Source organism: Campylobacter blaseri (genome assembly GCF_013201895.1).
GTDB lineage: Bacteria > Campylobacterota > Campylobacteria > Campylobacterales > Campylobacteraceae > Campylobacter_B > Campylobacter_B blaseri.
The window spans coordinates 37,875-62,997 of the sequence record NZ_CP053841.1; the positions used below are offsets into that span (position 1 = coordinate 37,875).

Here is a 25,123-nt window from a genome sequence, read left to right on the forward strand (position 1 = left end):
ATTAAAATCCTAACTTAATTTGTTTTAGCATAATTTTAATTTCAGCTATAAGAAGTGCTGTAAACAACACTGCAAACAGAGAAAATGAAATTTTTACATTTATGCTAGCTAAATCAGTTGCAGCTATACCAACAGGCATTAAATCTTGTATTGCCCAAGGCTGCCTACCGACTTCAGCAACTATCCAACCTGCCTCGCTTGCAATATAACCAAGTGGTATTGAAAATACACAAAGCCATAAAATTTTTCTAAAATCTTCTATGCTATTTGCCATGCTTAAAAATAGAGTTACAAAAAACAGAATTATAAAGTATGTTCCAAGTGCAACCATAGTGTGAAAGCTATAGAAAGTAAGTCCAACAGGTGGCACTATATCCTCAGGTTTATCTAAGTATCCATAACCAAAATTATGCATATTTTCTTGTAAAACTTCTCTGAGTTCTTTTACTTTTTGAGTATTATTTTCTTCTTTAGCTATTTTTATGTTTTCTAGTGCTTTAATAGCTATTTTTCCACTATCAATTCTACTTTGTGCCGAAGGAATATTAAATTTTTCATTTCCGAAGACTAAATCATCAATCCCGGGAGTAAAATTATTTAAACCTCTTGTCGCCATAACACCTAAGATATATGGCGCTTCAATTTTCAAGATAAATGGATCTTTATTGTCTCCTATTTTTTTTGAATGATCTAAAATTCCCATTGCAACAACGCCAGCATTAACTTCACCTTTATAAAGACCTTCCATAGCAGCTAATTTCATTGGTTGTTTTTGAGCTACTTGGTATGCACTTTCATCTCCTGAAAAAAGCACAAATAAAGAGCTTAAAAGACCAAAACTAGCAGCAACTATAAAACTTTTTTTAGCCAATTGGAAATGTTTGTTTTTTAGCATAAAATATGCTGAAATTCCAAGAACAAAAAGAGCGGAAGTTACATATCCGCCTGATACTGTATGCAAGAATTTGCTTATTCCAACAGGTGAAAGAGCTACTTCAAAGAAGTTAGTCATCTCATTTCTTAATGTATCATCGTTAAATGTAGTTCCTACAGGAAATTGCATCCAACCATTTGCTACAAGTATCCATAAAGCACTTAAATTTGAACCAATGGCAACCATCCATGTTGAAAATAAGTGAAAGCCTTTACTTACTCTATCCCAGCCAAAAAATAGCACAGCAAAAAATGTGGCTTCTAAGAAAAATGCGAAAATTCCCTCAATTGCTAGTGGTGCACCAAAAATATCTCCAACAAACCATGAGTAATTTGCCCAGTTTGTTCCAAACTCAAATTCCATTATAATACCAGTTGCAACCCCAATAGCAAAGTTTATGGCAAAAAGTCTAAGCCAAAATTTTGTTATCTTTTTCCATTCTGGATTTCCAGTTTTTACATAAATAGTCTCCATAAAAGCTATTATGAACGAAAGCCCAAGGGTCAGAGGCACAAATAGAAAATGATAAATTGCAGTCAAGGCAAATTGCGCCCTAGACCAATCAACGCTAGCTAAATCTTGCATAAGTTAATCCTTTGTTAAATTTTTGTGAATAAAATTAATTTTCTCTTCTTCTGTTTTAAATTTTGTATTAACAGTTGTATTAAAAAATATCATTTTTAAGATAAACACCATAATAAAAATTTTAATCAGAATAATAGCCCAAAGTTTTTTGCCTAGTTTCATATTTTTGAAACCATCGATATAAAAATTTATAATATTTTTTAAAAAATTCATTACATATTTTACTGGTTATAAATTAAACCATTATTAAGAGTTTCTATTTTTAATGATTATTTTATTTATGATAAACAATAAAAGGGTATAATTACATATTAATAAATTTAAGGAAAAAATATGAGTAAGAAGAAGGAGACAAAATATATTTTTGTAACTGGTGGAGTGTTAAGTTCATTGGGTAAAGGCATTGCAAGTGCAAGTATAGCAACTTTGCTAAAAAAAGCAGGTTTAAAAGTTAGTATTTTAAAAGCAGATCCTTATATAAATGTTGATCCTGGAACAATGAGTCCATTTGAGCATGGAGAGGTTTTTGTAACTGATGATGGTGCTGAAACTGACCTTGATTTGGGACATTATGAGAGATTTTTAGATGAAAATTTATCTCAAAATAACAACTTTACAACAGGCAAAGTTTATAGTAGTGTTATAGAAAAAGAGAGAAAAGGCGAATATCTAGGAAAAACCATTCAAGTTATACCGCATATTGTAAATGAAATAGTTGAAAGAATTAAAAAAGCAGGCGAGGGCAATGATGTATTAATTGTAGAAATTGGTGGAACTGTTGGTGATATAGAAGGATTACCATTTTTAGAAGCAATTCGTGCTATGAGGGTCGAGCTTGGTAGATTTGATACGATAAATGTCCATCTTACATTAGTTCCATATATAAAAGCAGCAGGGGAGCTAAAAACTAAACCAACACAACATAGTGTAGGGGAGCTTAGGCGTATAGGTATAAGCCCTGATATGATAATTTGTAGAAGTGAAATGCCACTAAATAGAGAGTTAAAAGATAAAATAGCATCAAGTTGTGGTGTTGAAAAGCGTTGTGTTATAGAAAGTCCTGATAGCAGAAGTATATATAAAATTCCACTTCTGTTTTTACAACAAGATGTCCTAACTCCTATTAGTGAAATGCTAAATTTAGGGGAGCTAAAAGTTGATATGAGTGAGTGGGATAGTCTTGTAAAAAGAGTTATAGCTCCTACAAATTCAGTTAAAATTGCCTTTGTTGGTAAATATCTTGATTTAAAAGAGAGCTATAAAAGTTTAACTGAAGCACTTATTCATGCAGGTGCAAATTTGGATACAAGAGTTGAGATAAAATGGTGTGATAGCGAGAGAATACACGAAGATAATGTAGAGGAGCATCTAAAAAATATAGATGGAATTTTAGTTGCTGGCGGTTTTGGCTCAAGAGGAGTTGAAGGTAAAATGGAGGCTATTAAATATGCAAGAATCAATAATATACCATATTTAGGAATTTGCCTTGGTATGCAACTTGCTATGATAGAATTTGCAAAAAATATTTTAAAAATAGAAGATGCAAATTCGGCTGAATTTAATGTGGATACAAAAAATCCTATAATTTATTTAATAGATGAATTTATAGACAATAGTGGAAAAAAACAAATTAGAACACGTAAAAGTCCACTTGGTGGAACTATGAGGCTTGGTGGATATAATTGTAATATTAAAAAAGATTCACTACTAAGCAAAGCATATGGTGGCGCAAAAACTGTTAGAGAAAGACATAGACATAGATATGAAGCAAACCCTAAATATAGAGAGCAATTTGAGCAAAAAGGGCTTATTGTAAGTGGTGAGTCTGATGGACTAATAGAAGCAATAGAGTTGAAAAACCATCCATTTTTTATAGGTGTGCAGTTTCACCCTGAGTTTACATCGCGCTTAACTAATCCAAATCCAATTATTGTGAGCTTTATAGATGCAGCACTCAAAAATATTAGGTAAAAAAGAGATAAAGGAAATACTAGAGAAACGATTTGAAAAAGATATTCATACTAAAATTTCCGAAATCCCTTTACCTTGTGATTTAAAAGATGCCTATAGGGCTGCTGAGCGTATAAAAACTGCAATAAATAAAAATGAGCGTATAGCAGTAGTTGGGGATTATGATGTTGATGGCATTGTAAGTAGCGTTATAGTCGCTGATTTTTTTGATCTAATGGGAGTTGATTTTTTTGTCAAAATTCCAAATAGATTCTCAGATGGTTATGGATTGAATGCTGAAATTCTTAGAGATCTTAAAGATTTTGATTTAATTATAACTGTAGATAACGGAATAAGTGCCATTGAGGCTGCTGAGGTTTGTATAAAAAATGGTATAGATTTAATAATTACAGACCATCATATGCCAACAGAGGTACTTCCTAGAGCTTATGCTATTGTTAACCCAAAACAAAAAGATTGCTCTTTTCCGGATATTGAAATTTGTGGAGCTGAGGTCGCTTGGTATTTAATTGGAGCTTTAAAAGATATCTGTGGTGTTGAATATGATATGAGTTTATCTCTTGATTTGTTAGTAATTGCTATAATTGCTGATATGATGGAGCTTCGCGATATGAATAGGGTTTTAGTAAGAGCAGGAATAAAAAAGTTAAACTCATCTAAAAGACCATGCTTTTATGCGATTAAAAACTATTTTAATAAAGCTAAATTTGAATTTGATGATATAAGCTTTTTAATCTCTCCTCTTATAAATTGCACAGGAAGAATGGATGACGGGAACCTTTCTTTTAAATTTTTAAGATCAAGAAATTTAAAAGAGGCAGAGAGATATCTAAATATGATTGTTTCCATAAATAACTCAAGAAAAGAAGAGGAAAAATACCTTTATGAGAGTTCAAAACTTATAGTTGAAGATAATGATGAAATAATTGTTACTTGGGGCGAGGATTGGCATGAAGGAGTTGTTGGGATAGTAGCTTCAAGACTTTGTAGAAAGTATAAAAAGCCAGCAATTGTTTTTAGTGTGGATAAAGATAGGGCAAAAGGGAGTGCTAGAAGTGTTGGAAAATTTGATATTTTAAAATTAATAGCCTCTCAGCAAGATATATTAATAAGCTTTGGTGGACATAAGGGAGCTGCTGGACTTGTTATCGAGCCAGATAATCTAGAGCTTTTTAAAAGTAGGATAAACTCAAGTTGTTTTTTAGATGATTTAAGTATATGTCCATATGCTAATGAGCTTTTAGGAGAGATAAACTTAGCTGAATTTGACTTAGAAATGGTAGAAATTTTAGAGTTTTTTGAGCCATATGGGCAAAAAAATCCAAAACCAATATTTGAGATTAAAGATGCGATTATTCGAAATATTAGATTTATAGGCAAAGAACAAAATCATATAAAAATGACAATTGAAAAAGATGGAGTGCTAAAAGAAGCTATCTTTTTTAACTATGATGTCGATGTTAGGGTAGGGCAAAAGGTTAGACTGATAGTTTCAGCCATTAAAAACTCTTTTAGAGGAGTATGCAACCCCGAGTTTATTATAAAAGAGATTATAGAGTAAAATTTAGTTAAAAAATAGATAGATATCCTCTTGATCTTTTGCTATTCTTTCCATTAAAAGAAGTATTCTTTTGTCTTTATTTAAAAAAAGCTCTGAGCTATTTTCATAGAAATAGTATGGTAAATGATTTAACTTTTTATCTATCATATCAAAGCGTCTCCTTAAAATAGTTAAGTCATTTTTTATAATGTCATAATTTTCTATCTTAATGCTATTAATATAGGTGGTTAGTCTAAAAAGATTTAATGTTATATTCATTGAAAAATCGTGTAGTTTTTGATAACTATCCTTTTTACTAGATTTAATAATATTATTAAACTCATTTAAATTTTTAAGAATTGTACCAATTCTTTCTCTTATGTTTATATCATTTTCAGCAGTTGCAATATCTTTCATAAGTTTTGATAAATCGGTTATATTTTGTTTGAAAAGTGGCATTATTTCATCTTTGCTTCTTATTGGCCAAAATAGTTTTGATATTAAAAGGGCTATTGCAAAACCAAAACACATACTTAAAAATCTAAACATAATTAGTTCTGAAAAGTTATTAGATATTATTGAGAATAAGAAAGTCATAGCTACAATTAACGAAAAATTCCAGACAGGATAGGGAAAAGGTTTTAAATAAAATAATAAAAATAACACAATAGGAATAATAATAAATAAAAATAAAGAGTTTTGAAATAGTAAAACTATACTAATTCCAACTATAATTCCAAATAGAGTGCTTATTACACTATCTTGTATTATTAGTTTTATATTGTCTATTTTCATTCTCATTACGGTTATAACCCCTAAAGATACCCACATTCCTTTACTTATATTAAAGAAATTTGTTATGAATACACCTGAAGATATAGCTATCGCAAATTTAAAAGAGTATTGAAAAAGAGTATTGTTTAAGCTTATTGAATCTTTAAGTTTTCTCATAGAGAAGGTATTTTTTCTAGTTTTTAATACGATTTTTTCTTCTCCTCCAGCAACTATAATCTTAAAAAGATTATATAAAACATCTAAAGATGCCATAAAAATAGGCATTTCTTTTAGACTTTTTATTCTATCATATGTGTCAAATTTTAAATTTACAGGCTCGTTTTTAAAAAGATTTTTAAGTTCGTTAAGGTTGTAATCTATTTCATTTTGAAGTCTTTTAAAAAGTATTTTTCTCTTATTGTCACTAAAATATTTTATTCTTATAGTTGATATTAAATAGAGAATTTCTTCCATTTTATATAGGTAAAACAAAGCTCTAGTTTGATTTTTAATAAGGCTTGAGTCTTTATAATTAACGCTTTGTTTTGAAAAGATATTTTTTAAATTTTCTAGCAGTAATACAGTTTTATTTTGCCAAAATTTGAACTCATAGCTATTTTTAGAATTGTTTACAAGTTTTAAGTTGTTTATGATTATTGCAAAGTTTTTCTTTGTAAACTCGCCATATCCTGTAAAATTTAATATTCTTATAGATATGCCTATTATACTACCTAGCATAAAGCCTGCCATTAAATCAAATGTTTCAATAGAACCAGAAAATGCATCTTTAGAGGCATATATGATGATTGAAGTAAAAGTAGAGCTAATAAGTGTTTTATTTAAATTTTCACTATATATAAGGCTCATAGAAGCTATAAAAAACCAGAAAAATATAGGGATAAACAGCCAAGGATTAATTTTATGAAAATAGGTTTCTAAAAAAATAAATGTTAAACATAACAAAGTGAATAAAATGAGATAAAAAAGTTTTTCTTTATTGCTACCATCTAGCGGATTTAAAAAGTATATGCCAATAGTTGCTTGTATTGATAGAATTGAAGCTCCGAAACCTAAAAGAAAATATGAAAAAGAGAAGCTAATTAGTAGAGATAATACTGCTTTTATGGAGTAAATAATCCCAAAATTAGCCGGGTCATATGTATAAATATATAGTTTTAATTTATCTTTCAAAATTACCTCGAAAAATCAAAAATTGCTTTTGCTGAGTCTATAGAGCTTTGTATTTTTTCTTCTGACATGTACTCTCTAAAAATAATTTTTATAATAGGCTCTATATCATTTTCAAATAGGTTATTTAAAGATTTATTATTAATTTCTTTATTTATAACATACTTTTTTATTTTTAAAAAAGTATAGTGATCTAGTTCTATTTTTGAGTTATTTGTACTATTTTTTATAAAATCATTTAATTTTTGTATAGTTTTAATAAAATTATCAGAGTTTTTGATATCAGAAATTTCAGATTTTATTAGATTATAATTGCAAGATAAATATATACATTTAAATGCTTCAGCTATCGCAATAGGTAATTTTTTATTTTTAGCTATTAAATCAAAAGTGGCTATTATATATAAATTTTCAGGGATAGCAAAAACTGAATTATCATCTATTACTAAAACACTATATTTATCTTTTTTATCTAATGTATTTATTATATTTGAGTTTTGTGTGCTAATAAAGGCATTTTGATTATCTTTTGAGTATCTATTTGAAAACAGTTCCAAACTCTCACCAAAAACTGCATTGATATTGCAGTGATTTATATTTGAAATTAGTAGATAATAGTTATTTTGGCTATCTTGAATAGCTTTTTTGCAAATATTTTTTAAAGTACCATTTATAAAATTACCATCATAAAACCCATCTATCATATTTCTATATTCATAGCTTTCATGCATTGATATATGTTCAAACCTAGCTTTAGGAATATTATTTATCTTAACTATTTCTTTTAGTTTTTTATTTTTTAAATCATTACCAGTAGCTATAAAAAGTGTATTTTTAGATATATTTTGATTGTTATATTTTGATATGTATTGTAAAAATATTTCACTATAAATTAAAATTTCATAATGTTCTTTAAAATTTTGCAATCTTGAACTAAAGTCTTCTAGGAATTTGTGGCTATAGTCTTGAAAGTCTTTAAAAGATTCGATATTTTTTTGATAGATATACTTTAATGTATTAACATTGTTTTTGTTGTAGTGCAAAAGATTTATATTTGAATTCAAGGTTGATAATATGCTTATGAACTCTATTAAAAGCTCTTTATTTATAGCTTCAAAGTTATCTATATCTTTTTTATCTTGATTAATTTTATGTTCAAAAGTGAAAGTTTCTATTATAGTGTTTTCATTGTTTGTCCCAAAAGAGTTTTTAACTAGCTCAACTAATACCATTGGATGATTACATAATATGATATTAAAATACTTATTTAATAGATTTCTACTGTAGTTTTTAAATAGTAGATATAACGCATTAAAAAATGATATTGTTTTCTTTTTAAATATATTTTTTAGTTCTTTATTATTTTGTGCAAAATCTCCAAAATGTTTAGCTAAATTTTCTATAAAAACATATAAAGATACTATATCTTTATCATAGCCATTTAAAACATCATTTACAGATACATTTTGTAGGTTGGAGAATTTATTTTTATACTGCAACAAATTCTCTTTAAGGGCAAACTTATCATAAAATATTTTTAAGTTGTTGTCAAAAAATTTGTCTATAAAAAAATATTCCGCATGTTTAAAATTTTCACTATAATCTAGTATTTTAATCTCTTTTGTATCTATAAAACTAAGATAAAATTTTTGTAAAAACTCATTTTCTAAAGAATCAAAGCTATTAGTAGCATTTTTTAACTCTTTAAGTATGGCATATCTACCATTTATATCTTTTTTTATAGATAGCTCACTAATATCCTTTTTAAATATATTTAATAATACTTCAATATCCATAATCTATTCCCTTCCTTGTAAAAGTGGCACAAAAAAGCAATTGCTAACAATTTCTTGAGTGATTTTATCATTTGATTCTTTTTTAAATTTAACTATTTGTTGAGTTTTGTTTTGTTCTATTGGCGCAACAAGTATGCCACCTATTTCAAGTTGGCTAAAAAGTCTCTGATCTACCTGTTTTGTTGCAGCAGATAATAGGATTCTCTCATAAGGAGCGTAATTTTTCCAGCCATTGTTGCCATCATCATATCTAACATGAACATTTGTTATATTTAATTTTTTAAAATGTTCTCTTGCTTCATTTGCTAGTTTTTCAATTCTCTCGATTGTAAAAACTCTTCTTACTATTTTGCTTAAAATTCCAGCTTGATAACCACTTCCACAACCAACTTCTAAAATTTTATCAACTCCATCGAGTTCTAAAGCCATAGTCATTTTAGCAACAGTTAATGGCGAACTTATCCATTGGTTTGCTAAAATTGGTTGTGGATCTAAGTTATATGCATGTGCATCTATAGGAACAAATTCTTTTCTGCTAACGCTACAAAAAGCATTATATAAAGCAGGGGTTATATCTAGTTTATTAGCTATATCATCTGCTAATTTTTCACACTTTAATGCCTCTATTGGATTCATATTTTAATGCTTTGTTTAAAAATCATCAAAGTCTAGGCTTCCTTTGCTGTAATTTGTAACTTTACTCTCAAAGAAATTTGATTTTTGATCATTGAATTTAGCAAAATCATCAACCCATTTTATAGGATGTTTTGCATTATATACTCTATTTAGTCCAATTGCAACAAGCCTTTGATCTACTAGATAATGTATATATTCTGTAATTATATCATCTGTAAATCCCATAATTTGGTTTTGAGTGATATATTTCCCCCACTCAATTTCTAGCTCACCTGCTGTTTTAAACATCTCATAGATTTTTTCTTTTGTTTTTTCATCAAAAAGATCAGGTCTTTCTTTTTTAACCGAGTTAATCATATTTTGGAATAACAGTAGATGAGTTATCTCATCTCTTTGAATGAATCTAATCATTTGAGCAGAACCTAACATTTTTCCAGCGCGAGCAAGTGCATAGATTGAAGCAAATCCAGCATAAAAATATATACCTTCTAAAATTTGGTTTGCGACCATTGCAAGAAGTAGCTTATGCTCTGTTACCTCCCCTGAAAGCTCCTCGTAAACACTTGAAATATAGCTATTTTTTTTCCTAAGCATATCATCGTGTTTTTCCATTTCATAAATCATATCTGTATTTTCACAGATTGCCTCAACCATAACTGCATAACTTTTTGAGTGATTCGCCTCTTCATATGCTTGGCGGCTTAAAATTGCGTTAATTTCAGGTGCTGTAATGTATGGATTAATGTTATCAGCTAGGTTGTTTGTTTGAAAACTATCCATTGAAATTAGTTGCGACCATACTAAATCATACATTCTTTTTTCAGCTACTGTTAGATTGAAATTATAATCTCTAACATCATCAGTTGTATCAACCTCTTTTGGAAACCAAGTATTTGCTTCCATAATATCCCATAATTTTAGAGCCCATCTATATTTTGCTTTTGTGAAATTTAAAATTCCATGAGGGTTTCCACCAAAAATTTTTCTATCTGTAAGGGTTTCACTGGAAGATGGATTATAAATTTTTTTTCTTTTCATATTTTTAGACCTTTAAATTTAGTATTAATCTAAATATTCTATCTAAAAATTGCTTAGAAATTGCGTAATTCTACTTTTAAGTTGGTTTTTAAATTTTCTGGATTAAAGTTTTGTTTTGGCTTTTCTAAAGAGCCAAAATTTTCACCTGTGTATAGAAAATTTTGTAAGTAGTAGATATTTTTATACCCCATTTTTTCTAAAGTCTTAGCCATTATATTAATTTCATTCTCATCAAGAAAATCCCCGTGAACTGTTGTTCTTACTTCAAATGGAAAATCGATATCTATTAAAAATTTAAGGGTTTGCATAAACTCATCGTATAATTTTGACTTTGTTATTAGATAGTAAGATTCTTTTGTAGCTTTAAAATCAAGTGCTATATAATCAACCAAATTTAGTTCTATAGCCTCTTTTAAAACTTTAAAATTTGTGCCATTTGTATCAACTTTTAGTTTAAAACCTAAAGCTTTTACCTCTTTGGCAAGTTCTAAGAACTCTTTGCTTCTAGTACATTCACCCCCACTAAAAACAACTCCATTTAACTTGCCCACTCTTTTTTTCAGAAAATCTAAAAATTCTTTTTTGTCTATATTTCCACTTGAGGTTACTATATGTGTATTGTAGCAATATACGCATCTCATATTGCAACCTGCAAACCAAACTATACAAGCTAGATTATCTTGATAATCAAGAGTTGTAAATGGAGTTATTTTATAAATCAACTTTTTTATTTTCCTGTTAATGGATTAGAGTTATTAGAGCCATTTGTTTTGTATTTTTTGGTCAAAATTCCCTTTTTATTAAATTCAAAAACAGAACTCTCATCAATATTTGAACCTATATGTCGTATTTTTGTAAAGTCATAATACCAAATTTCAGTTTTGCCAACAGAACTTTTTCTTTGAGGATACCCGATAATTCTCTCTACATCAGATTTTTTACTTTTGTTTATAGTAAGCAAATCCATTTGTGCTTGAGTAACTTCCGTACCTTTAGTATAAGCACCAAAATCGACTATATTGGCACAACCTGAAAATAACAATAATACTGCTAAGATGATTGAAGTTCTTAACATTGTTTCCCCTTTTAGTAAAAATATCTTGACATTATCTTAAAGACTTTCTTTAAAATGCACTCTCTCTTTATGTTCACCTTTTTTGCCTATATTAAAGCTTTCAACAGGTCTATGGTAGCCCATAACTCTTGTATAGACAACACATTTTGTTCTTTTTTCTTTATTTGCTTCTAGCAACTCTTCTTTTTTCATAGCTTCTCCTTTATTTGATTTTATTTTCCTTCTTCACTTAATATTTTTTCATCACAATATGGGCAATACTCATGTTCACCTGCTATATAGCCATGAATTTTACAAACACTAAAAACAGGTGTTATTGTTATATATGGCAATTGATAATTTGTAATTATATTTTTTATAAGAGTTTTACAAGCTTTGCTTGAACTAATTCTTTCTTTCATATATAGATGAAATACCGTTCCGCCAGTGTAACTACTTTGAAGTTCATCTTGATAATCCAAAGCTTTAAAAGGATCATCTGTGAAATTTGCAGGTAGTTGAGTTGAGTTTGTATAGTATATATTTTCACCATTTCCTGCTTGTAATATATCAGGATATCTCTTTTTATCCTCTTTTGCAAATCTATAAGTAGTTCCTTCTGCTGGAGTTGCTTCTAAATTGTATAAATTTCCTGTTTCTTCTTGAAATCCTCTTATTTTATCTCTTAGATGATTTATAAGTTCTAATGCAAATTCTCTACCAAAAGTAGTTGTGATATTCTCTTTATCGCCTGTAAAATTTCTTATCATCTCATTGGCTCCATTTATTCCAATGGTGCTAAAATGATTATTAAAATGTGGCAAGTATCTAGCTGTGTAAGGATATAAGCCTCTATCATACATCTCTTTTACAAATACTCTTTTCTTTTCTAAAGTGTTTTTTGCTAATGCCAACAGATAATCAAGTTGTTTATAAAGACCCTCTTTATCATTTCTATACAGGTATCCAAGTCTTGCTAGATTGATAGTTACAACACCAATGCTTCCTGTCATCTCTGCACTTCCAAAAAGCCCACCACCACGCTTAAGTAACTCTCTTAAATCAAGTTGCAATCTACAACACATTGAGCGAACATGACCTGGTTTATAAGCTTTAGGATTTTCTATTAATTTGCCATTTTCATCCCTAATATACTGAGAACCAATGAAATTTTGAAAATAGCTTGAACCCATTTTGGCTGTATTTTCAAAAAGTATATCAGCAACTTTACTATCCCAATTAAAATCTTCAGTTATATTCACAGTTGGAATAGGAAAAGTAAATGGTTGTCCACACTTATCACCTTCGGTTAAAACTTCATAAAATGCTATATCTATTCTTTCCATCTCTTCTTGGAAATCACTATAAGTCAAATCTTCTAAATTATTTTTACCGCGTTTTTTAGCAATATCTAAAAGCTCTTCATCATCTTGTATATCTCTAAAAAGATGAATGTCATTTCTAGTTGGAATTTGGTCTTTTAAATCAGTAGGGCAGGTTAGATCTATTGTTACATTTGTAAATGGACTTTGTCCCCATCTTGCAGGAACATTTAAGTTGAATATAAAATTTGTTATAGCTTTTTTTATCTCTCTATCGCTTAATTTATCTCTAAAAACATAAGGAGCCAAATATGTATCAAAACTTGAAAATGCTTGAGCACCAGCCCATTCGCTTTGAAGTATGCCTAAGAAATTTGCCATTTGGTAAAGTGCTTCTCTAAAATGTTTTGGAGCTTTGCTTTCAACTCTTCCACGAACTCCATTAAAGCCCTCATTTAAAAGAGCTCTTAAACTCCATCCAGCACAATATCCACTAAGGCAGTCTAAATCGTGAATATGATAATCCCCATTTCTATGAGCTGCACCTTCTTCTTGATTATATACTGCATCTAGCCAGTAGTTAGCTACTACTTTTCCTGCTGTGTTGTTTATAAGCCCTGCATTAGAGTAGCTTGTATTTGAATTGGCTGAAATTCTCCAATCTTCTTTGCTTATATATTCGTTGATGGTTTGAGTTGAATTAATATAAGTTGTATCTTCAACTAAGCCTAAAATTTGCTCTCGTTGCATTTTATGAGTATGTCTATATAGCATAAAACTTTTTAAAACATCAAAATAGCTATGTTTAAAAAGAGATTTTTCAATAATATCTTGAATTTCTTCTACGCTCAAAATGCTTTTAAATGCAATTTCATCCATAACAGAGTAAAAAACACCTTTGTCATATTTTACATTTACGCTATTAAAGGCTTTTTCTATTGCATCTTCTATTTTATAAGCGTGAAAATCTTCTTTGCTACCATCTCTTTTTAAAATTTTTTGCATAAAACACCCTATAAATCTTTATTTTTAAATAAAAATTATATAGTTTTAGTGCTTAAAATATAGTAAAATTATGATAATTCCTATCAAAAATAATATAAAAGTGACTATTTAAAATTACCAAAATTTTATAGTTATAAATTAGTATTTTTTAAATTATTTAATAAATAAAGTAGTGTTAATATGATAAAAATTAATTATAAATTTAACTAAAAAAGGAGTTAATGTGAGAAATTTTATTTTGGTGTTTTCAGTTTTGATTTTTTAAGTGGTTGCACTAAACAAGAGGCAAAAACTAAAAAATACTATAAAGAACATTTAGATGAAGCAAAAGTAAGAGTTGAAGAGTGCAAAAAATTAGAAAAATATAATAAAGTAGAACAAATTGATTGTTCAAATGCAGAAAATGCAATGTTTTTCCATAGTAAACCTAAAAATGATTATGGAAAAAGCAATCTAGATACTTATAAAAACTTGTTTAAATAAGAAATTTGTGGATAGTTATTAATAATTTGGAAAGATAAAATGACAAAAGCTACATAGAACAAAATATAAAGAAAAGTAATATAAAATTTTATATTACTCTGTGTCATTTGCACTTTTTCTTTTGGAATAGACAATTCAGATGATGTTTTTAGAATTTTACAAACTGGATAAAAATTTGGATACCTACTATAAAAAATGTTTGTTTATGGGTGTTTTGGAGTTTAGTCCTTATCGATTTTACTTGGACTTTTTCTAAAAAGGCTTTAACTGGCTTTGAATTTGGAGAATTTCTTGTAACTTGGAAAGGTAAAAGTAACCTAGATACTTTCAAACAATGGTAACATCATGTTTAAAAGCAATTTAAAAATAATTTTATTGCTTTGTGTTATTTGTACCTTTTCTTTTGGAATAGACAATTCAGATGATGTTTTTAGAATTTTACAAACTGGATAAAAACTTGGATACCTACTATAAAAAATGTTTGTTTATGGGTGTTTTGGAGTTTAGTCCTTATCGATTTTACTTGGACTTTTTCTAAAAAGGCTTTAACTGGCTTTGAATTTGGAGAATTTCTTGTAACTTGGAAAGGTAAAAGTAACCTAGATACTTTCAAACAATAGTAGTATAAAAATAAATAAAAAGAGCATAAAAAAAATTTTATTTTGGCGTTTTTAGTTTTTAGGAGTGATAAAGATAATCGTGAAATTTATAAAAAATTGCATTAAGTTTAAATCCCAAAGTAGGGATTTAAACTATTATTGACAACCTTCGCACTCTATGCTTCTGTCAAGTGCATCTTTTTCTGCTTCAATGGTATCAGGACTTTGACTTCTTAAATAATATGTTGATTTAATTCCAAGCTTCCAAGCTAAGGTATAAATATCACTTAAAACCTTTCCACTTGCCTTATTTAGGGTTATAAAGATATTTAAACTTTGTCCTTGATCTATCCATTTTTGACGGATGGCTCCAGCTTTAACTAGTAAAGTTTGGTCTATGTCATAAGCTGAGGTGTAATAGTTAAAATTATCTAAGTTCAAATTTGGAACCACAACAGGTATCATACCACTTAAATTTTGTTCAAACCATTTTTTCTTATAGACAGGTTCTATTGTTTGAGTAGTTCCAACTAAGATACTTATACTTGAAGTTGGTGCAATAGCCATTAAATAGCCATTTCTCATACCATCTGTTTTGACTTTATCTCTTAGATAATCCCAATCACATCCACTATCATTAAATAGCCCAGCTCTTTGAACAAGTGCTTTTGCATTATCATTAGCTGTATCAATTGGCATTATGCCTTTGCTCCATTTTGAGCCTTCAAAAGTAGGGTATTTACCTTTTTCAATTGCTAAATTTGATGAAGCTAAGATTGCGTTATAGCTTATATTTTCCATAACAATATCTATTAGTTCTAAATGCTCATAGCTTCCCCATTCAATTTGTTTCTCCGCAAGCATTTGAGCCTCGCCCATAACTCCAAGCCCTATAGCACGACTTTCTAAGTTTGTATTTTTTACTTTTATATGTGGATAAAAATTTAAATCAATCACATTATCAAGCATTCTAATTGCTATTGGTATAACTCTTTTAACATCTTCTTTCGTATTAATTTTGCTCAAATTTACACTTGCTAAGTTACAAACTGCAGTTTTCCCTTCACTTACCTCTTTTTCTACTATATAAACTTCTTTATTATTTATACTATCAAGTGCAGTTATTTTTTTAGCAAATTTTGTATAACCTTCATCTGTTGTTACTTCATCATTTTCATCAAATAACTCTATACTTCCATCAGTATAAATAACTTTTATTTTATAGTAGTTTGGATCCGTATTTTGGAAAATTTCAGTGCATAAATTTGAACTTCTTATAATTCCTTTGTGGTCATTCGGATTTCTTCTATTTGCACTATCTTTGAATGCTAAAAATGGCATTCCTGTTTCAAAATAGTTAGTTAGGGTTTTTTTCCAAAGCTCTTTTGCTAACATAGTTGATTTAGGAATATCTGGATTATTTTCGTATTCTATATATCTTTTTTCAAATTCTTCTCCATAGAGATTTGTTAAATCAGCAACATCAACAGGATCAAAAAGCGTCCATTTTTCATTGGCTATAATTCTTTTCATAAAAAGATCGTTTATCCAAAGTGCTGGAAATATCTCATGAGCTCTTCTTCGCTCCTCACCTGAGTTTTTACGCAAGTCCAAGAAATCTCCTACATCCATATGCCAAGGCTCAATATAAACAGCAATGGCGCCTTTTCTAGTGCCAAGCTGATCAACTGCAACAGCTATATCATTTGTTATTTTTAAAAATGGAATTATACCACCAGCTGCATTTTTATGCCCGTCAATGCTTCCACCCATAGCTCTAACTTTTGCCCAATCCCAACCGATTCCTCCGCCAAATTTGCTTAGTAGCGCCATCTCTTTATAGCTATCAAAAATTCCCTCAATATTATCAGGAGTAGAGCCAATGTAACAACTGCTTAGTTGGTGTCTTGTAGTTCTTGCATTTGAAAGAGTAGGCGTTGCAAGCATAACTTCAAATTTGCTTATTAAATCATAAAACTTTTTAGCCCAGTATTGTGGATCTAGCTCATTTTGAGCTAAAAACATAGATATTGCCATGAACATATGTTGAGGTAGTTCAATGGGTTTTCCTTTTTTATCTTTTAAAAGATATCTATCATAAAGAGTTTTTATACCTAAATAGTTAAATTGCAAATCCCTTTCAGTTTTTATATAGCTATTTAAATCATCTAAATCAAATTTATCTTTTAAGCCTAAAATTATACGTCCCTCTTTCTCTCCCCTCTCAAAATACTCTTTAAGTGTATTATATCCGCTAAAGCCAGTTACATTATGATAGAGATCATACAAAAAAAGTCTTGCAGCTACAAATGTCCAGTTTGGACGATCAATATCTATTTTATCAACTGCCGTTTTGATTAGAGTTTGTTGAATTTCTGCTGTTGTTATCATGTCACGAAACTGGATTTTCGCATCAACTTCAAGTTCGCTTAAACTCACATTGTCTAACTCTTTAACTGCTTGACTTGTGTATTTTTTTATCTTCGATATATCAAGCTCTTCAGTTCTTCCATTTCTTTTAATTACTTTCATTTATCACCTTAAATATTATTTCTCAAAAACTCTTGCAAAAATTTTATCTACATTTTTAGTGTAGTAGCTATAATCAAAGCAAGCCTTAACCTCTTCTTTGCTAAGCGATTTTTTGATATCTTCATCTTCTAGTAAATTTTGTAAAAACAGACTATGTCCCTCATTGTCAATTGCTGGTTTGTTGTGTTGTAAATCAGCCCAAACCTTCATAGCATTTCTTTGGACTATTTTATAAGCATTTTCTCTGCTAATTCCTTTTTTTGGAAGCTCTAATAAAACTCTTTGAGAAAATACAAGTCCGCCTGTTAAGTTTAAATTTTTCATCATATTTTCAGGGTAAACAACTAAATTATCAATCAAACCTATTAGTCTATTTAACATAAAATCAGTTGTTATAAATGAATCTGGAAGTATAAATCTCTCAACTGAGCTATGACTAATATCTCTTTCATGCCAAAGCGCTACATTTTCCATTGCAGGAATTGTATATGAGCGTATCATTCTACAAAGTCCTGTGATGTTTTCACTTAAAACAGGGTTTCTTTTGTGTGGCATAGCAGAACTTCCTTTTTGTCCAGGACTAAAATACTCTTCACACTCATAAACTTCGGTTCTTTGGTAGTGACGAATAGCAACTGCAATTTTTTCACAACTTGAAGCTAGAATTGCTAAAGCGCTTATGACTTGAGCGTATCTATCTCTTTGGATTACTTGGTTTGAAGCTGGAGCAGGGGAGAGCTTTAAAAGCTCACATACTAACTCTTCAAGTTCAACTGGAGCATGTGCAAAATTTCCCATAGCACCACTTATCATACCAACACTTATAGTCTTTTTTGCATGTTTTATGAGTTCTAATGTTCTGTTTATTTCATCATACCAAATAGCTAAAACTAAGCCAAATGTTATAGGTTCACCGTGAATTCCATGACTTCTTCCAACCATTAAAGTAAGCTTATGCTCTTTTGCTCTTTTTGCTATAGCTTTTTTTAGATTTTCTACATCTTCAATAATTAAATCCAAACTATCTTTTATTTGCAAAGCTACTGCTGTATCAATACAATCGCTACTTGTCATGCCATAATGAACCCAGCGACTCTCTTCGCTTAAGCTTTCACTAACACTTGTTAAAAATGCAATTACATCATGTTTTGTAGTCTTTTCTATCTCATCAATACGCTCGATATCAAATTTAGCATTTTTGCAAATTTTTTCACAGTCTTCATCATTAATTAAACCAATTTTGTTCCAAGCTTGAACGGCTGCTTTTTCTACTTCTAACCAAGCATCATATTTAGCCTGTGTAGACCATTTTTCTTTCATAATATCTCTTGCGTATCTATCTATCATTTTTACCTTCTTTTAAGTTTATTTATATAAATTTATAAGGTATTTATTTTAGCTAAAAAAGGGTAAAAATTGCCTTATATTAAAAGAAAAATTGCAAATGTAAAGTTTAAAAAAGCTTATCAAGTTTTATTAGATAGTGGCTTTAGTATGAGTGAATCACAAAAGCTAATAGATAAAAAAAGATTGTTTGATAGTAGTGGCATCATAGTTGGTAAAAATAAGATAATAAATGGAGATATTTACCTAGTTGAATATGAGTGTAAGCCAAAAGGTTTAAAGCCCATTTTTGAAAATAATGAATTTGCTATTTTTAATAAACCTAGTGGAGTTTTAAGCCATCCAAATGGAAGAAATTGCGAATACTCTTTATATGATGAAATTTGGAGTTTATACGGAAAAAATGCTGCAATTGCACATAGATTAGACAAAGAAACTAGCGGACTTATCGTAGTTGCTAAAGATATAATCTCACAAAAAGAGTTAAAAAAAATTTTTGAAAAAAGAGAAGTATCTAAAAAATATATTGCTTTGGTTTGCGGAAAAACACAAGAGGAATTTGAAGTAAAAGCAAAAATAGGGCAGAGCGATAAGGATATAAGAATAAAAATGGTGCTTTGTGAAAATGGAAAAGAGTCCTATACAAAATTTAAAAGATTAAAATATTTAGAAAATTTAAATATAAGTTTAGTTGAAGCTGCACCAATAACAGGCAGACAACATCAAATAAGAGTTCATTTATTTCACGTGAAACATAGAATTTTAGGCGATCCACTTTATGGATTACAAATTGATGATATTGAAAAAATTATCAGTCAAAAAATGACAAAAAATGAAAGAGTTTTGAAAACAGGTATTAATAGACTATGCTTACATGCTAGTGAAATTAGTTTTAAATTTAGAGATGAAATGTATAATTTTAAAAATTTATATGAATTTCAAGATGAAATTTTGTATTTAAATTCACTATTAAAAAGTTCAAGTAAAATTTTACATTCTTAAATTTATAATTTTTCAACCTTTTTTCTATGTGCTTTTAGTTTTTTTAAAGCCCACTCATAGTGGCTTGAACTTGAGGAGATTAAATAACTCCCTAAAGTCGTAGTTTTAGTCCAAACAAATACATTTTTACTAAAAAGCTCTTCATTGCTAAATTTGCTAATTATCTCCATAATCTCCTCATGACTTTTCTTTAGCATATCTTTTGCTTCATTGAGCGAAGTTTTTTGATGTTTTTTGAAAAACTCCTCATTCATAACACCATATGTTTTCCATGTATATGGTTTGGGTAAAAACTCTGTTTGCACTCCTTGTTGATTGGAATAGATCCAAAGTATAGTAAGTCTATGCCACTCGTATAAATGTACCAAAATATCTCTTAAATTTTTATCTCTTTTCCAATGAGCCTCTTTTTTCTTTTTATCATCTAAAAAATTAAACTCATTTTTTAGCTCTTTTTCACTCATACTATCTATGAATTTCCAAAGTTTTTCAAAATTTGCTTTAGAATCTTTGATTAAATCATCTTTTGTTTTTGCTCTTGGCATAGTTTATCCTTTTAAGTTTAGTTGCCATTTTTAAAGTTTTTATCTATCGCTTATCTTTGCTCTCTCTTTAAGCTGCCCACAAGCCGCACTTATATCTAAACCTTTTGACTCTCTTATAGTGCAAGTTATTCCGTGATCTCTTAAATACGATTGGAAATTTTCCATATTCTCCATGCTAGGGCGTTTATATTCACTGCCTTCATGGGGATTAAAATAGATCAAATTTACCTTTGCTTTTATTCCGTGCAGTAGCTTTACTAAAGTTTTTGCATCTTTAATGCTATCATTTAAATTATCCATCATTAGATACTCAAACATAACTTTTTTTCGCATATCAATTGGAAAATTTCTAACAGCGTCCATTATAGAAGCTATGTTGTAGGCTCTATTTATAGGCATAAGTTTTTCCCTAAGCTCATCATTTACAGCATGCAAAGATATGGCAAGTAAAACTCCTAAATCCATTTCTCCTAGTTTTTTAATCTGTGAACTAAGACCACTTGTTGAAATAGTTTGGCGTCTTGGAGCTATTGCTAGTCCGTCATTGTCAGTAAATATCTCTATAGCTTTTTTTACATTTTCAAGATTATTTAATGGCTCTCCCATACCCATATAGACTATATTTACTCTTCGCTCATATGGTATGTTATTATCCTTTTTTGCGTAGTGAACCTGTGCAACAATTTCGCCCGGAGTTAAGTTTCTAACAAAACCACCTTTTGCTGTTAGGCAAAAAGTGCAGCCGATTTTACAGCCAACTTGGGAGCTAACACAAACGGTATATCTACTATGTCTTAATAAATTTCCATCTTCATCATAAATTTCATCTTTCATAGGAAGCCAAACTGTTTCAATTGTTTTTCCATCTTTTAATTCAAACAGATATTTTATACTTCCATCACTGCTTTTTTCTGATTTTATTTTCTTTAAGGGGTCTATATAAAATTTTTCGTTTAAATCTTCTCTTAAAGTTTTTGGCAAATTTAGCATATCATCAAAACTTTTAGCATTTTTTTTATAAACCCATTCATAAATTTGTTTCGCTCTAAAATTTGGTTTTATAAATTCTTCCAGCTCTTTTTTTGTATAATCAAGTAAATTTTGCAAATTTATCCTTTTAAATTTTATAATGTTTCACGTGAAACAATAACTTTATAATCTAACATTAATACCATTTTCAAGCAGGTATTTTTTTAGTTCGTTTATCTTAATTTCGCCAAAGTGAAAAACAGAAGCAGCAAGAACAGCATCAGCACCATACAAAAAGGCATCTTTCATATCTTCCATAGAACCTGCACCACCACTAGCAATAACAGGTATGTTTAAATTGGTGCTTAGTTTGTTTGTAATCTCTAAATCATACCCACTTTTTGTTCCATCTTTATCCATTGATGTTAGTAATATCTCACCACATCCTCGGCTCTCGACCTCTTTAGCCCAAACAAGTGCTTTTTTGTTAGTATTAGTTCTTCCTCCACTAACAAACACATCATAATTATCACCTATTTTTTTAATATCAATGGCAACAACTATACATTGAGATCCAAATTTCTTAGCAGCTTCGTCTATCAAATTAGGGTTTTGCACAGCCGATGAGTTTACACTAATCTTATCACAGCCAACATCAAGCAAGGCAGAAATATCATCAATTGTTTTTATGCCTCCACCAACTGTTAGTGGTATAAAAAGCTCTTTTGCGACTCTTTCTACCATATTAACAATAGTTTTTCTTTTTTCATGAGTTGCAGTTATATCTAAAAAACATAGCTCATCAGCACCTTCTTCATTATATCTTTTAGCAACCTCTACTGGATCTCCAGCGTCTATTAAATTGACAAAATTTATTCCTTTTACAACTCTTCCATTATTTACATCTAGACAAGGTATAATTCTTCTTGTAAAAGTTTCCATAAACATCCTTTTTTAGAGTAATTTTAACCAAAATTTCCTAATTAAGAGCTTTATTAACTATATTTGTGTATAATCACAAAATGATAAAGGCAAAAAAACAGTTTGGTCAAAATTTTTTAAAAGACAAACATATATTAGAAAAAATCATCCAAGCGATTCCCAATGACGTTGATAGTGTGGTTGAAATTGGGGCTGGCTTAGGTGATTTAACTAAGGAATTATTAAAAATTTCAAAAGTTAAAAGTTATGAAATTGATGTAGAGCTTTATTCTATTTTAAAAGATAAATTTTATACAGAGATACAAGATAATAGACTGGAATTAGAGTTAGGTGATGTGCTTGAAGTATGGCAAAGAAAAAATTTAAGCGATAAAAAATACTTTTTAGTTGCCAACTTGCCATATTACATAGCCACTAGAATCATTTTAAATGCGATAGATGATTACATGTGTAGTGGCTTGATAGTTATGATACAAAAAGAGGTTGCTGAGAAATTCTCAGCAGTTAGTAGCAAAAAGGAATTTAGCCCACTAACTATATTGGCAAATTTACAAGGTAGCTGTGAGCTACTTTTTGATGTTCCTCCTGAGTGCTTTGAACCATCTCCTAAGGTTAATTCTTCTGTTATTAGGTTGATTAAAACTAAAAGATTAGAAATTTTGTTTAAAACTGAGCTAGAATATAGCGAGTTTCAAAGTTTTTTAAAAACTGCTTTTATGCAACCAAGAAAAACTCTTTTAAAAAATTTATCTTCAAAATTTGACAAAAGCTCAATAATGGAGTTTTTATCTGAAAATAGTTTAGAAACAAACATAAGAGCCCATCAATTAAATACCGCCTTATTTATAAATATATTTAAATTTTTAAAGGCAAAAAACGATGGAAGAGAAAATTCAAAAGAAACAAGAGTCTGTTAAGAAAATAGGCGATAACATAGGTGGTAAAGAAGAGCCACACAGAAGAGCAAGACGAAAGCAAAATTTACAAAAAGAGGCTACTGCTAACAATCCTGCTAACACAAAAAATCAAAAAAATAAATCAGCTAGCAATGGAAAAAGTGGCAATAAACGCAAAAGATCTAATGTTCTAAAAACACTAGTGGGCAATGAGCCATGGCAAAAGGCTATAGAAAAATCAATAGTAGATAATAAGCTAGTTCATGAAAGAAGACTTCATCCACTAAGTTTACAAAAAGCTAACAATGAGAAGATAAAAGTAACTCCACTTGGTGGACTTGGTGAAATAGGTGGCAATATGACTGTTTTTGAAACAGAAAATAGTGCTATTATCGTTGATGTTGGTATGAGTTTTCCAAATGAAAGCATGCTCGGAGTTGACATTTTAATACCTGATTTTGACTATATAAGAAAGATAAAAGATAAGATTGATGGTATAATCATAACTCACGCACATGAGGATCACATAGGTGCTATGCCGTACTTTTTTAAAGAATTCAAATATCCAATATATGCAACACCATTGCCTCTTGGAATGATTTCAAATAAATTTGAAGAGCATGGACTTAAAGCAGAGAGAAGTTTTTTTAGACCGATTGAAAAAAGAAAAATTTATAAAATAGGTGATTTTGAAGTAGAATGGATACATATAACTCACTCTATAATTGATGCTAGCTCCCTTGCTATAACAACAAAAGCTGGAACTATCATCCATACAGGGGATTTTAAGATTGATCATAGTCCTATTGATGGATATCCAAGTGATTTAGGAAGATTTGCATATTACGGAGAAAAAGGTGTTTTGCTTTTAATGAGTGATAGTACAAATTCTCATAGAGAAGGCATAACTAAAAGTGAAAGTAGTGTTGGTAAGACATTTGATAATATCTTTTCACATGCAAAAGGTAGAGTTATAATGAGTACTTTTAGCTCTAATATCCATAGAGTTTATCAAGCAGTAGATCATGGATTAAAGCATGGCAGAAAAGTCTGTGTTATTGGAAGATCTATGGAAAGAAATTTATATACTGCTATGGAGCTTGGGTATATAGATCTCAAAAAAGAGATATTTATAGATGCAAATGAAGTTGGTAAATACCCAGATAATAAAGTTTTAATAGTCACAACAGGCTCTCAAGGAGAAACCATGAGTGCACTTTATAGAATGGCAACTGATGAGCATAAATATATTAAAATTAAGCCAACTGATCAAATTATAATATCTGCAAAAGCAATTCCTGGAAATGAAGCAAGTGTTTCAAAGGTTTTAAATTTCTTACTTAAAAGTGGTGCAAAGGTTGCATATCAAGACTTTAGTGAGATTCATGTAAGCGGACATGCTGCACAAGAAGAACAAAAACTAATGCTTAGCCTGACAAAACCAAAGTTTTTTTTGCCAATTCATGGAGAGTATAATCATATAGCAAAGCATAAAGAGACAGCTATCTCATGCGGTATCGATGAAAGAAATATATATCTTATGAGCGATGGTGATCAAATGGAGGTTTCAAATAGTTATTTAAAAAGGGTAAAAACTGTTAGAACCGGAAAAGTTTATATAGATAATCAAGTAAATAAACAGATTGCGGATGATATCGTTAAACATCGTCAAAATCTAGCTGATGCTGGTGTTGTGATGATAATAGCTCAAATAGATAGTAACGATAAACACTTAATAAAAACAAGAGTTGTTAGTTATGGTATAGTTGCTCAAAATGAACAACAAACACTAACAAAAGAGATGGAAGCTATTTTAATGCAGTTCTTAGCCAACCTAAAAACTGAACTTCTAAAAGATCCAAGGGCTTTAGAGAGTCAAATAAGACAAGCAGTTAGAAAACATATCTTTAGAAGACTTAAAAAGTATCCAACAATTGTTCCAGTTATATACCTAATGTAGGAAAAAAT

Annotated in this window: 20 protein-coding genes and 1 pseudogene; 6 read left to right on the plus strand and 15 right to left on the minus strand. The window is 29.6% G+C overall.

The features are described from left to right. Nucleotide 1: 1 nt before the first annotated feature. Both CBLAS_RS00210 and CBLAS_RS00215 read right to left on the minus strand, forming a co-directional pair. The gene (locus tag CBLAS_RS00210) at nucleotides 2-1,519 is read right to left on the minus strand and encodes a cytochrome ubiquinol oxidase subunit I (protein ID WP_106869403.1); all 1,518 of its coding nucleotides are present in this window, start codon (nucleotides 1,517-1,519) and stop codon (nucleotides 2-4) included. 3 nt (nucleotides 1,520-1,522) lie between these two features. After that, nucleotides 1,523-1,732, minus strand: coding sequence for a DUF4492 domain-containing protein (locus CBLAS_RS00215; RefSeq protein WP_106869401.1), 210 nt, complete (start codon nucleotides 1,730-1,732; stop codon nucleotides 1,523-1,525). 120 nt (nucleotides 1,733-1,852) lie between these two features. Between CBLAS_RS00215 and CBLAS_RS00220 the strand changes: the two genes are divergently transcribed. Together CBLAS_RS00220 and recJ are read left to right on the plus strand one after the other, a co-directional pair. Next, the gene (locus tag CBLAS_RS00220) at nucleotides 1,853-3,490 is read left to right on the plus strand and encodes a CTP synthase (RefSeq protein WP_106869399.1); all 1,638 of its coding nucleotides are present in this window, start codon (nucleotides 1,853-1,855) and stop codon (nucleotides 3,488-3,490) included. Next, nucleotides 3,465-5,051: a single-stranded-DNA-specific exonuclease RecJ gene (gene recJ / locus CBLAS_RS00225; protein WP_172658156.1), complete on the plus strand. Its 1,587-nt coding sequence runs from the start codon at nucleotides 3,465-3,467 to the stop codon at nucleotides 5,049-5,051. The genes CBLAS_RS00220 and recJ overlap by 26 nt, the downstream gene beginning before the upstream one ends. Nucleotides 5,052-5,054: 3 nt before the next feature. On the opposite strand, the gene CBLAS_RS00230 is transcribed toward recJ, so the two are convergent. The 8 genes from CBLAS_RS00230 to CBLAS_RS00265 form a co-directional block, all read right to left on the minus strand. Then, nucleotides 5,055-6,671, minus strand: a complete 1,617-nt coding sequence (locus tag CBLAS_RS00230; RefSeq protein ID WP_133169602.1) for an FUSC family protein — start codon at nucleotides 6,669-6,671, stop codon at nucleotides 5,055-5,057. Nucleotides 6,672-6,997: 326 nt separating this feature from the next. Then, nucleotides 6,998-8,788, minus strand: a complete 1,791-nt coding sequence (locus CBLAS_RS00235) for a 5-methylcytosine-specific restriction endonuclease subunit McrB (protein WP_106869395.1) — start codon at nucleotides 8,786-8,788, stop codon at nucleotides 6,998-7,000. A gap of 3 nt (nucleotides 8,789-8,791) precedes the next feature. Continuing rightward, on the minus strand, nucleotides 8,792-9,424 hold the full coding sequence (locus CBLAS_RS00240) for a protein-L-isoaspartate(D-aspartate) O-methyltransferase (protein ID WP_106869393.1): 633 nt from the start codon (nucleotides 9,422-9,424) through the stop codon (nucleotides 8,792-8,794). Between the two features lie 15 nt (nucleotides 9,425-9,439). Then, nucleotides 9,440-10,462 (minus strand): ribonucleotide-diphosphate reductase subunit beta, encoded by a 1,023-nt coding sequence (locus CBLAS_RS00245; RefSeq protein WP_106869391.1) that lies wholly within the window; start codon nucleotides 10,460-10,462, stop codon nucleotides 9,440-9,442. 53 nt (nucleotides 10,463-10,515) lie between these two features. Beyond that, entirely contained in the window at nucleotides 10,516-11,193 is a 678-nt protein-coding gene (locus CBLAS_RS00250; RefSeq protein WP_106869389.1) for an anaerobic ribonucleoside-triphosphate reductase activating protein, read from the minus strand. Continuing rightward, nucleotides 11,190-11,537: an outer membrane protein assembly factor BamE domain-containing protein gene (locus tag CBLAS_RS00255; protein WP_106869387.1), complete on the minus strand. Its 348-nt coding sequence runs from the start codon at nucleotides 11,535-11,537 to the stop codon at nucleotides 11,190-11,192. Before CBLAS_RS00255 ends, CBLAS_RS00250 begins: the two co-directional genes overlap by 4 nt. Nucleotides 11,538-11,573: 36 nt before the next feature. Further along, nucleotides 11,574-11,729: an anaerobic ribonucleoside-triphosphate reductase gene (gene nrdD, locus CBLAS_RS09650; RefSeq protein ID WP_106869385.1), complete on the minus strand. Its 156-nt coding sequence runs from the start codon at nucleotides 11,727-11,729 to the stop codon at nucleotides 11,574-11,576. 20 nt (nucleotides 11,730-11,749) lie between these two features. Beyond that, complete coding sequence (locus CBLAS_RS00265) at nucleotides 11,750-13,843, minus strand: ribonucleoside triphosphate reductase (RefSeq protein ID WP_106869383.1); 2,094 nt, start codon at nucleotides 13,841-13,843, stop codon at nucleotides 11,750-11,752. Between the two features lie 270 nt (nucleotides 13,844-14,113). On the opposite strand from CBLAS_RS00265, the pseudogene CBLAS_RS00270 reads away from it, so the two are divergent. Continuing rightward, nucleotides 14,114-14,326, plus strand: a pseudogene (locus CBLAS_RS00270) (EexN family lipoprotein); the annotation flags it as partial. 755 nt (nucleotides 14,327-15,081) lie between these two features. Here the strand turns inward: CBLAS_RS00270 and CBLAS_RS00275 are convergent. Continuing rightward, nucleotides 15,082-17,457 carry a ribonucleoside-diphosphate reductase subunit alpha gene (locus tag CBLAS_RS00275; RefSeq protein WP_106869381.1) on the minus strand — a complete coding sequence of 792 codons (2,376 nt, stop codon included), beginning with the start codon at nucleotides 17,455-17,457 and terminating at the stop codon, nucleotides 15,082-15,084. Between the two features lie 15 nt (nucleotides 17,458-17,472). Beyond that, a complete protein-coding gene (gene purB / locus CBLAS_RS00280) occupies nucleotides 17,473-18,804 on the minus strand; it encodes an adenylosuccinate lyase (RefSeq protein ID WP_106869379.1) in 1,332 nt (443 codons plus the stop codon). Between the two features lie 69 nt (nucleotides 18,805-18,873). Between purB and CBLAS_RS00285 the strand changes: the two genes are divergently transcribed. After that, on the plus strand, nucleotides 18,874-19,803 hold the full coding sequence (locus CBLAS_RS00285; RefSeq protein ID WP_106869377.1) for an RluA family pseudouridine synthase: 930 nt from the start codon (nucleotides 18,874-18,876) through the stop codon (nucleotides 19,801-19,803). A 2-nt stretch (nucleotides 19,804-19,805) separates the two neighbouring features. Here the strand turns inward: CBLAS_RS00285 and CBLAS_RS00290 are convergent, their stop codons facing one another. From CBLAS_RS00290 to hisF, 3 genes are read right to left on the minus strand one after another with little or no spacing between them, the layout of a single operon-like run. Next, nucleotides 19,806-20,348: a ClbS/DfsB family four-helix bundle protein gene (locus CBLAS_RS00290; RefSeq protein ID WP_106869375.1), complete on the minus strand. Its 543-nt coding sequence runs from the start codon at nucleotides 20,346-20,348 to the stop codon at nucleotides 19,806-19,808. A 39-nt stretch (nucleotides 20,349-20,387) separates the two neighbouring features. Beyond that, nucleotides 20,388-21,455, minus strand: a complete 1,068-nt coding sequence (gene rlmN, locus CBLAS_RS00295) for a dual-specificity RNA methyltransferase RlmN (protein ID WP_106869373.1) — start codon at nucleotides 21,453-21,455, stop codon at nucleotides 20,388-20,390. A 45-nt stretch (nucleotides 21,456-21,500) separates the two neighbouring features. Then, nucleotides 21,501-22,259 carry an imidazole glycerol phosphate synthase subunit HisF gene (hisF, locus tag CBLAS_RS00300; protein ID WP_106869371.1) on the minus strand — a complete coding sequence of 253 codons (759 nt, stop codon included), beginning with the start codon at nucleotides 22,257-22,259 and terminating at the stop codon, nucleotides 21,501-21,503. Between the two features lie 80 nt (nucleotides 22,260-22,339). Between hisF and rsmA the strand changes: the two genes are divergently transcribed. Together rsmA and CBLAS_RS00310 are read left to right on the plus strand one after the other, a co-directional pair. After that, nucleotides 22,340-23,176, plus strand: coding sequence for a 16S rRNA (adenine(1518)-N(6)/adenine(1519)-N(6))-dimethyltransferase RsmA (gene rsmA / locus CBLAS_RS00305; protein WP_106869369.1), 837 nt, complete (start codon nucleotides 22,340-22,342; stop codon nucleotides 23,174-23,176). Further along, nucleotides 23,139-25,115, plus strand: a complete 1,977-nt coding sequence (locus tag CBLAS_RS00310) for a ribonuclease J (protein ID WP_106869367.1) — start codon at nucleotides 23,139-23,141, stop codon at nucleotides 25,113-25,115. The genes rsmA and CBLAS_RS00310 overlap by 38 nt, the downstream gene beginning before the upstream one ends. Nucleotides 25,116-25,123: the final 8 nt, after the last annotated feature.

What these genes read in the sequence shown, in the direction of transcription:
- CBLAS_RS00210 (WP_106869403.1), bottom strand. Translation starts at nt 1,519, where the DNA reads ATGCAAGATTTAGCTAGCGTTGATTGGTCTAGGGCGCAATTTGCCTTG.
- hisF (WP_106869371.1), bottom strand. Translation starts at nt 22,259, where the DNA reads ATGGAAACTTTTACAAGAAGAATTATACCTTGTCTAGATGTAAATAAT.
- CBLAS_RS00220 (WP_106869399.1), top strand. Translation starts at nt 1,853, where the DNA reads ATGAGTAAGAAGAAGGAGACAAAATATATTTTTGTAACTGGTGGAGTG.
- recJ (WP_172658156.1), top strand. Translation starts at nt 3,465, where the DNA reads ATGCAGCACTCAAAAATATTAGGTAAAAAAGAGATAAAGGAAATACTA.
- CBLAS_RS00230 (WP_133169602.1), bottom strand. Translation starts at nt 6,671, where the DNA reads ATGAGCCTTATATATAGTGAAAATTTAAATAAAACACTTATTAGCTCT.
- CBLAS_RS00245 (WP_106869391.1), bottom strand. Translation starts at nt 10,462, where the DNA reads ATGAAAAGAAAAAAAATTTATAATCCATCTTCCAGTGAAACCCTTACA.
- rsmA (WP_106869369.1), top strand. Translation starts at nt 22,340, where the DNA reads ATGATAAAGGCAAAAAAACAGTTTGGTCAAAATTTTTTAAAAGACAAA.
- CBLAS_RS00310 (WP_106869367.1), top strand. Translation starts at nt 23,139, where the DNA reads ATGGAAGAGAAAATTCAAAAGAAACAAGAGTCTGTTAAGAAAATAGGC.
- CBLAS_RS00235 (WP_106869395.1), bottom strand. Translation starts at nt 8,788, where the DNA reads ATGGATATTGAAGTATTATTAAATATATTTAAAAAGGATATTAGTGAG.
- CBLAS_RS00215 (WP_106869401.1), bottom strand. Translation starts at nt 1,732, where the DNA reads ATGAATTTTTTAAAAAATATTATAAATTTTTATATCGATGGTTTCAAA.
- CBLAS_RS00290 (WP_106869375.1), bottom strand. Translation starts at nt 20,348, where the DNA reads ATGCCAAGAGCAAAAACAAAAGATGATTTAATCAAAGATTCTAAAGCA.
- CBLAS_RS00240 (WP_106869393.1), bottom strand. Translation starts at nt 9,424, where the DNA reads ATGAATCCAATAGAGGCATTAAAGTGTGAAAAATTAGCAGATGATATA.
- purB (WP_106869379.1), bottom strand. Translation starts at nt 18,804, where the DNA reads ATGATAGATAGATACGCAAGAGATATTATGAAAGAAAAATGGTCTACA.
- CBLAS_RS00255 (WP_106869387.1), bottom strand. Translation starts at nt 11,537, where the DNA reads ATGTTAAGAACTTCAATCATCTTAGCAGTATTATTGTTATTTTCAGGT.
- nrdD (WP_106869385.1), bottom strand. Translation starts at nt 11,729, where the DNA reads ATGAAAAAAGAAGAGTTGCTAGAAGCAAATAAAGAAAAAAGAACAAAA.
- CBLAS_RS00275 (WP_106869381.1), bottom strand. Translation starts at nt 17,457, where the DNA reads ATGAAAGTAATTAAAAGAAATGGAAGAACTGAAGAGCTTGATATATCG.
- CBLAS_RS00265 (WP_106869383.1), bottom strand. Translation starts at nt 13,843, where the DNA reads ATGCAAAAAATTTTAAAAAGAGATGGTAGCAAAGAAGATTTTCACGCT.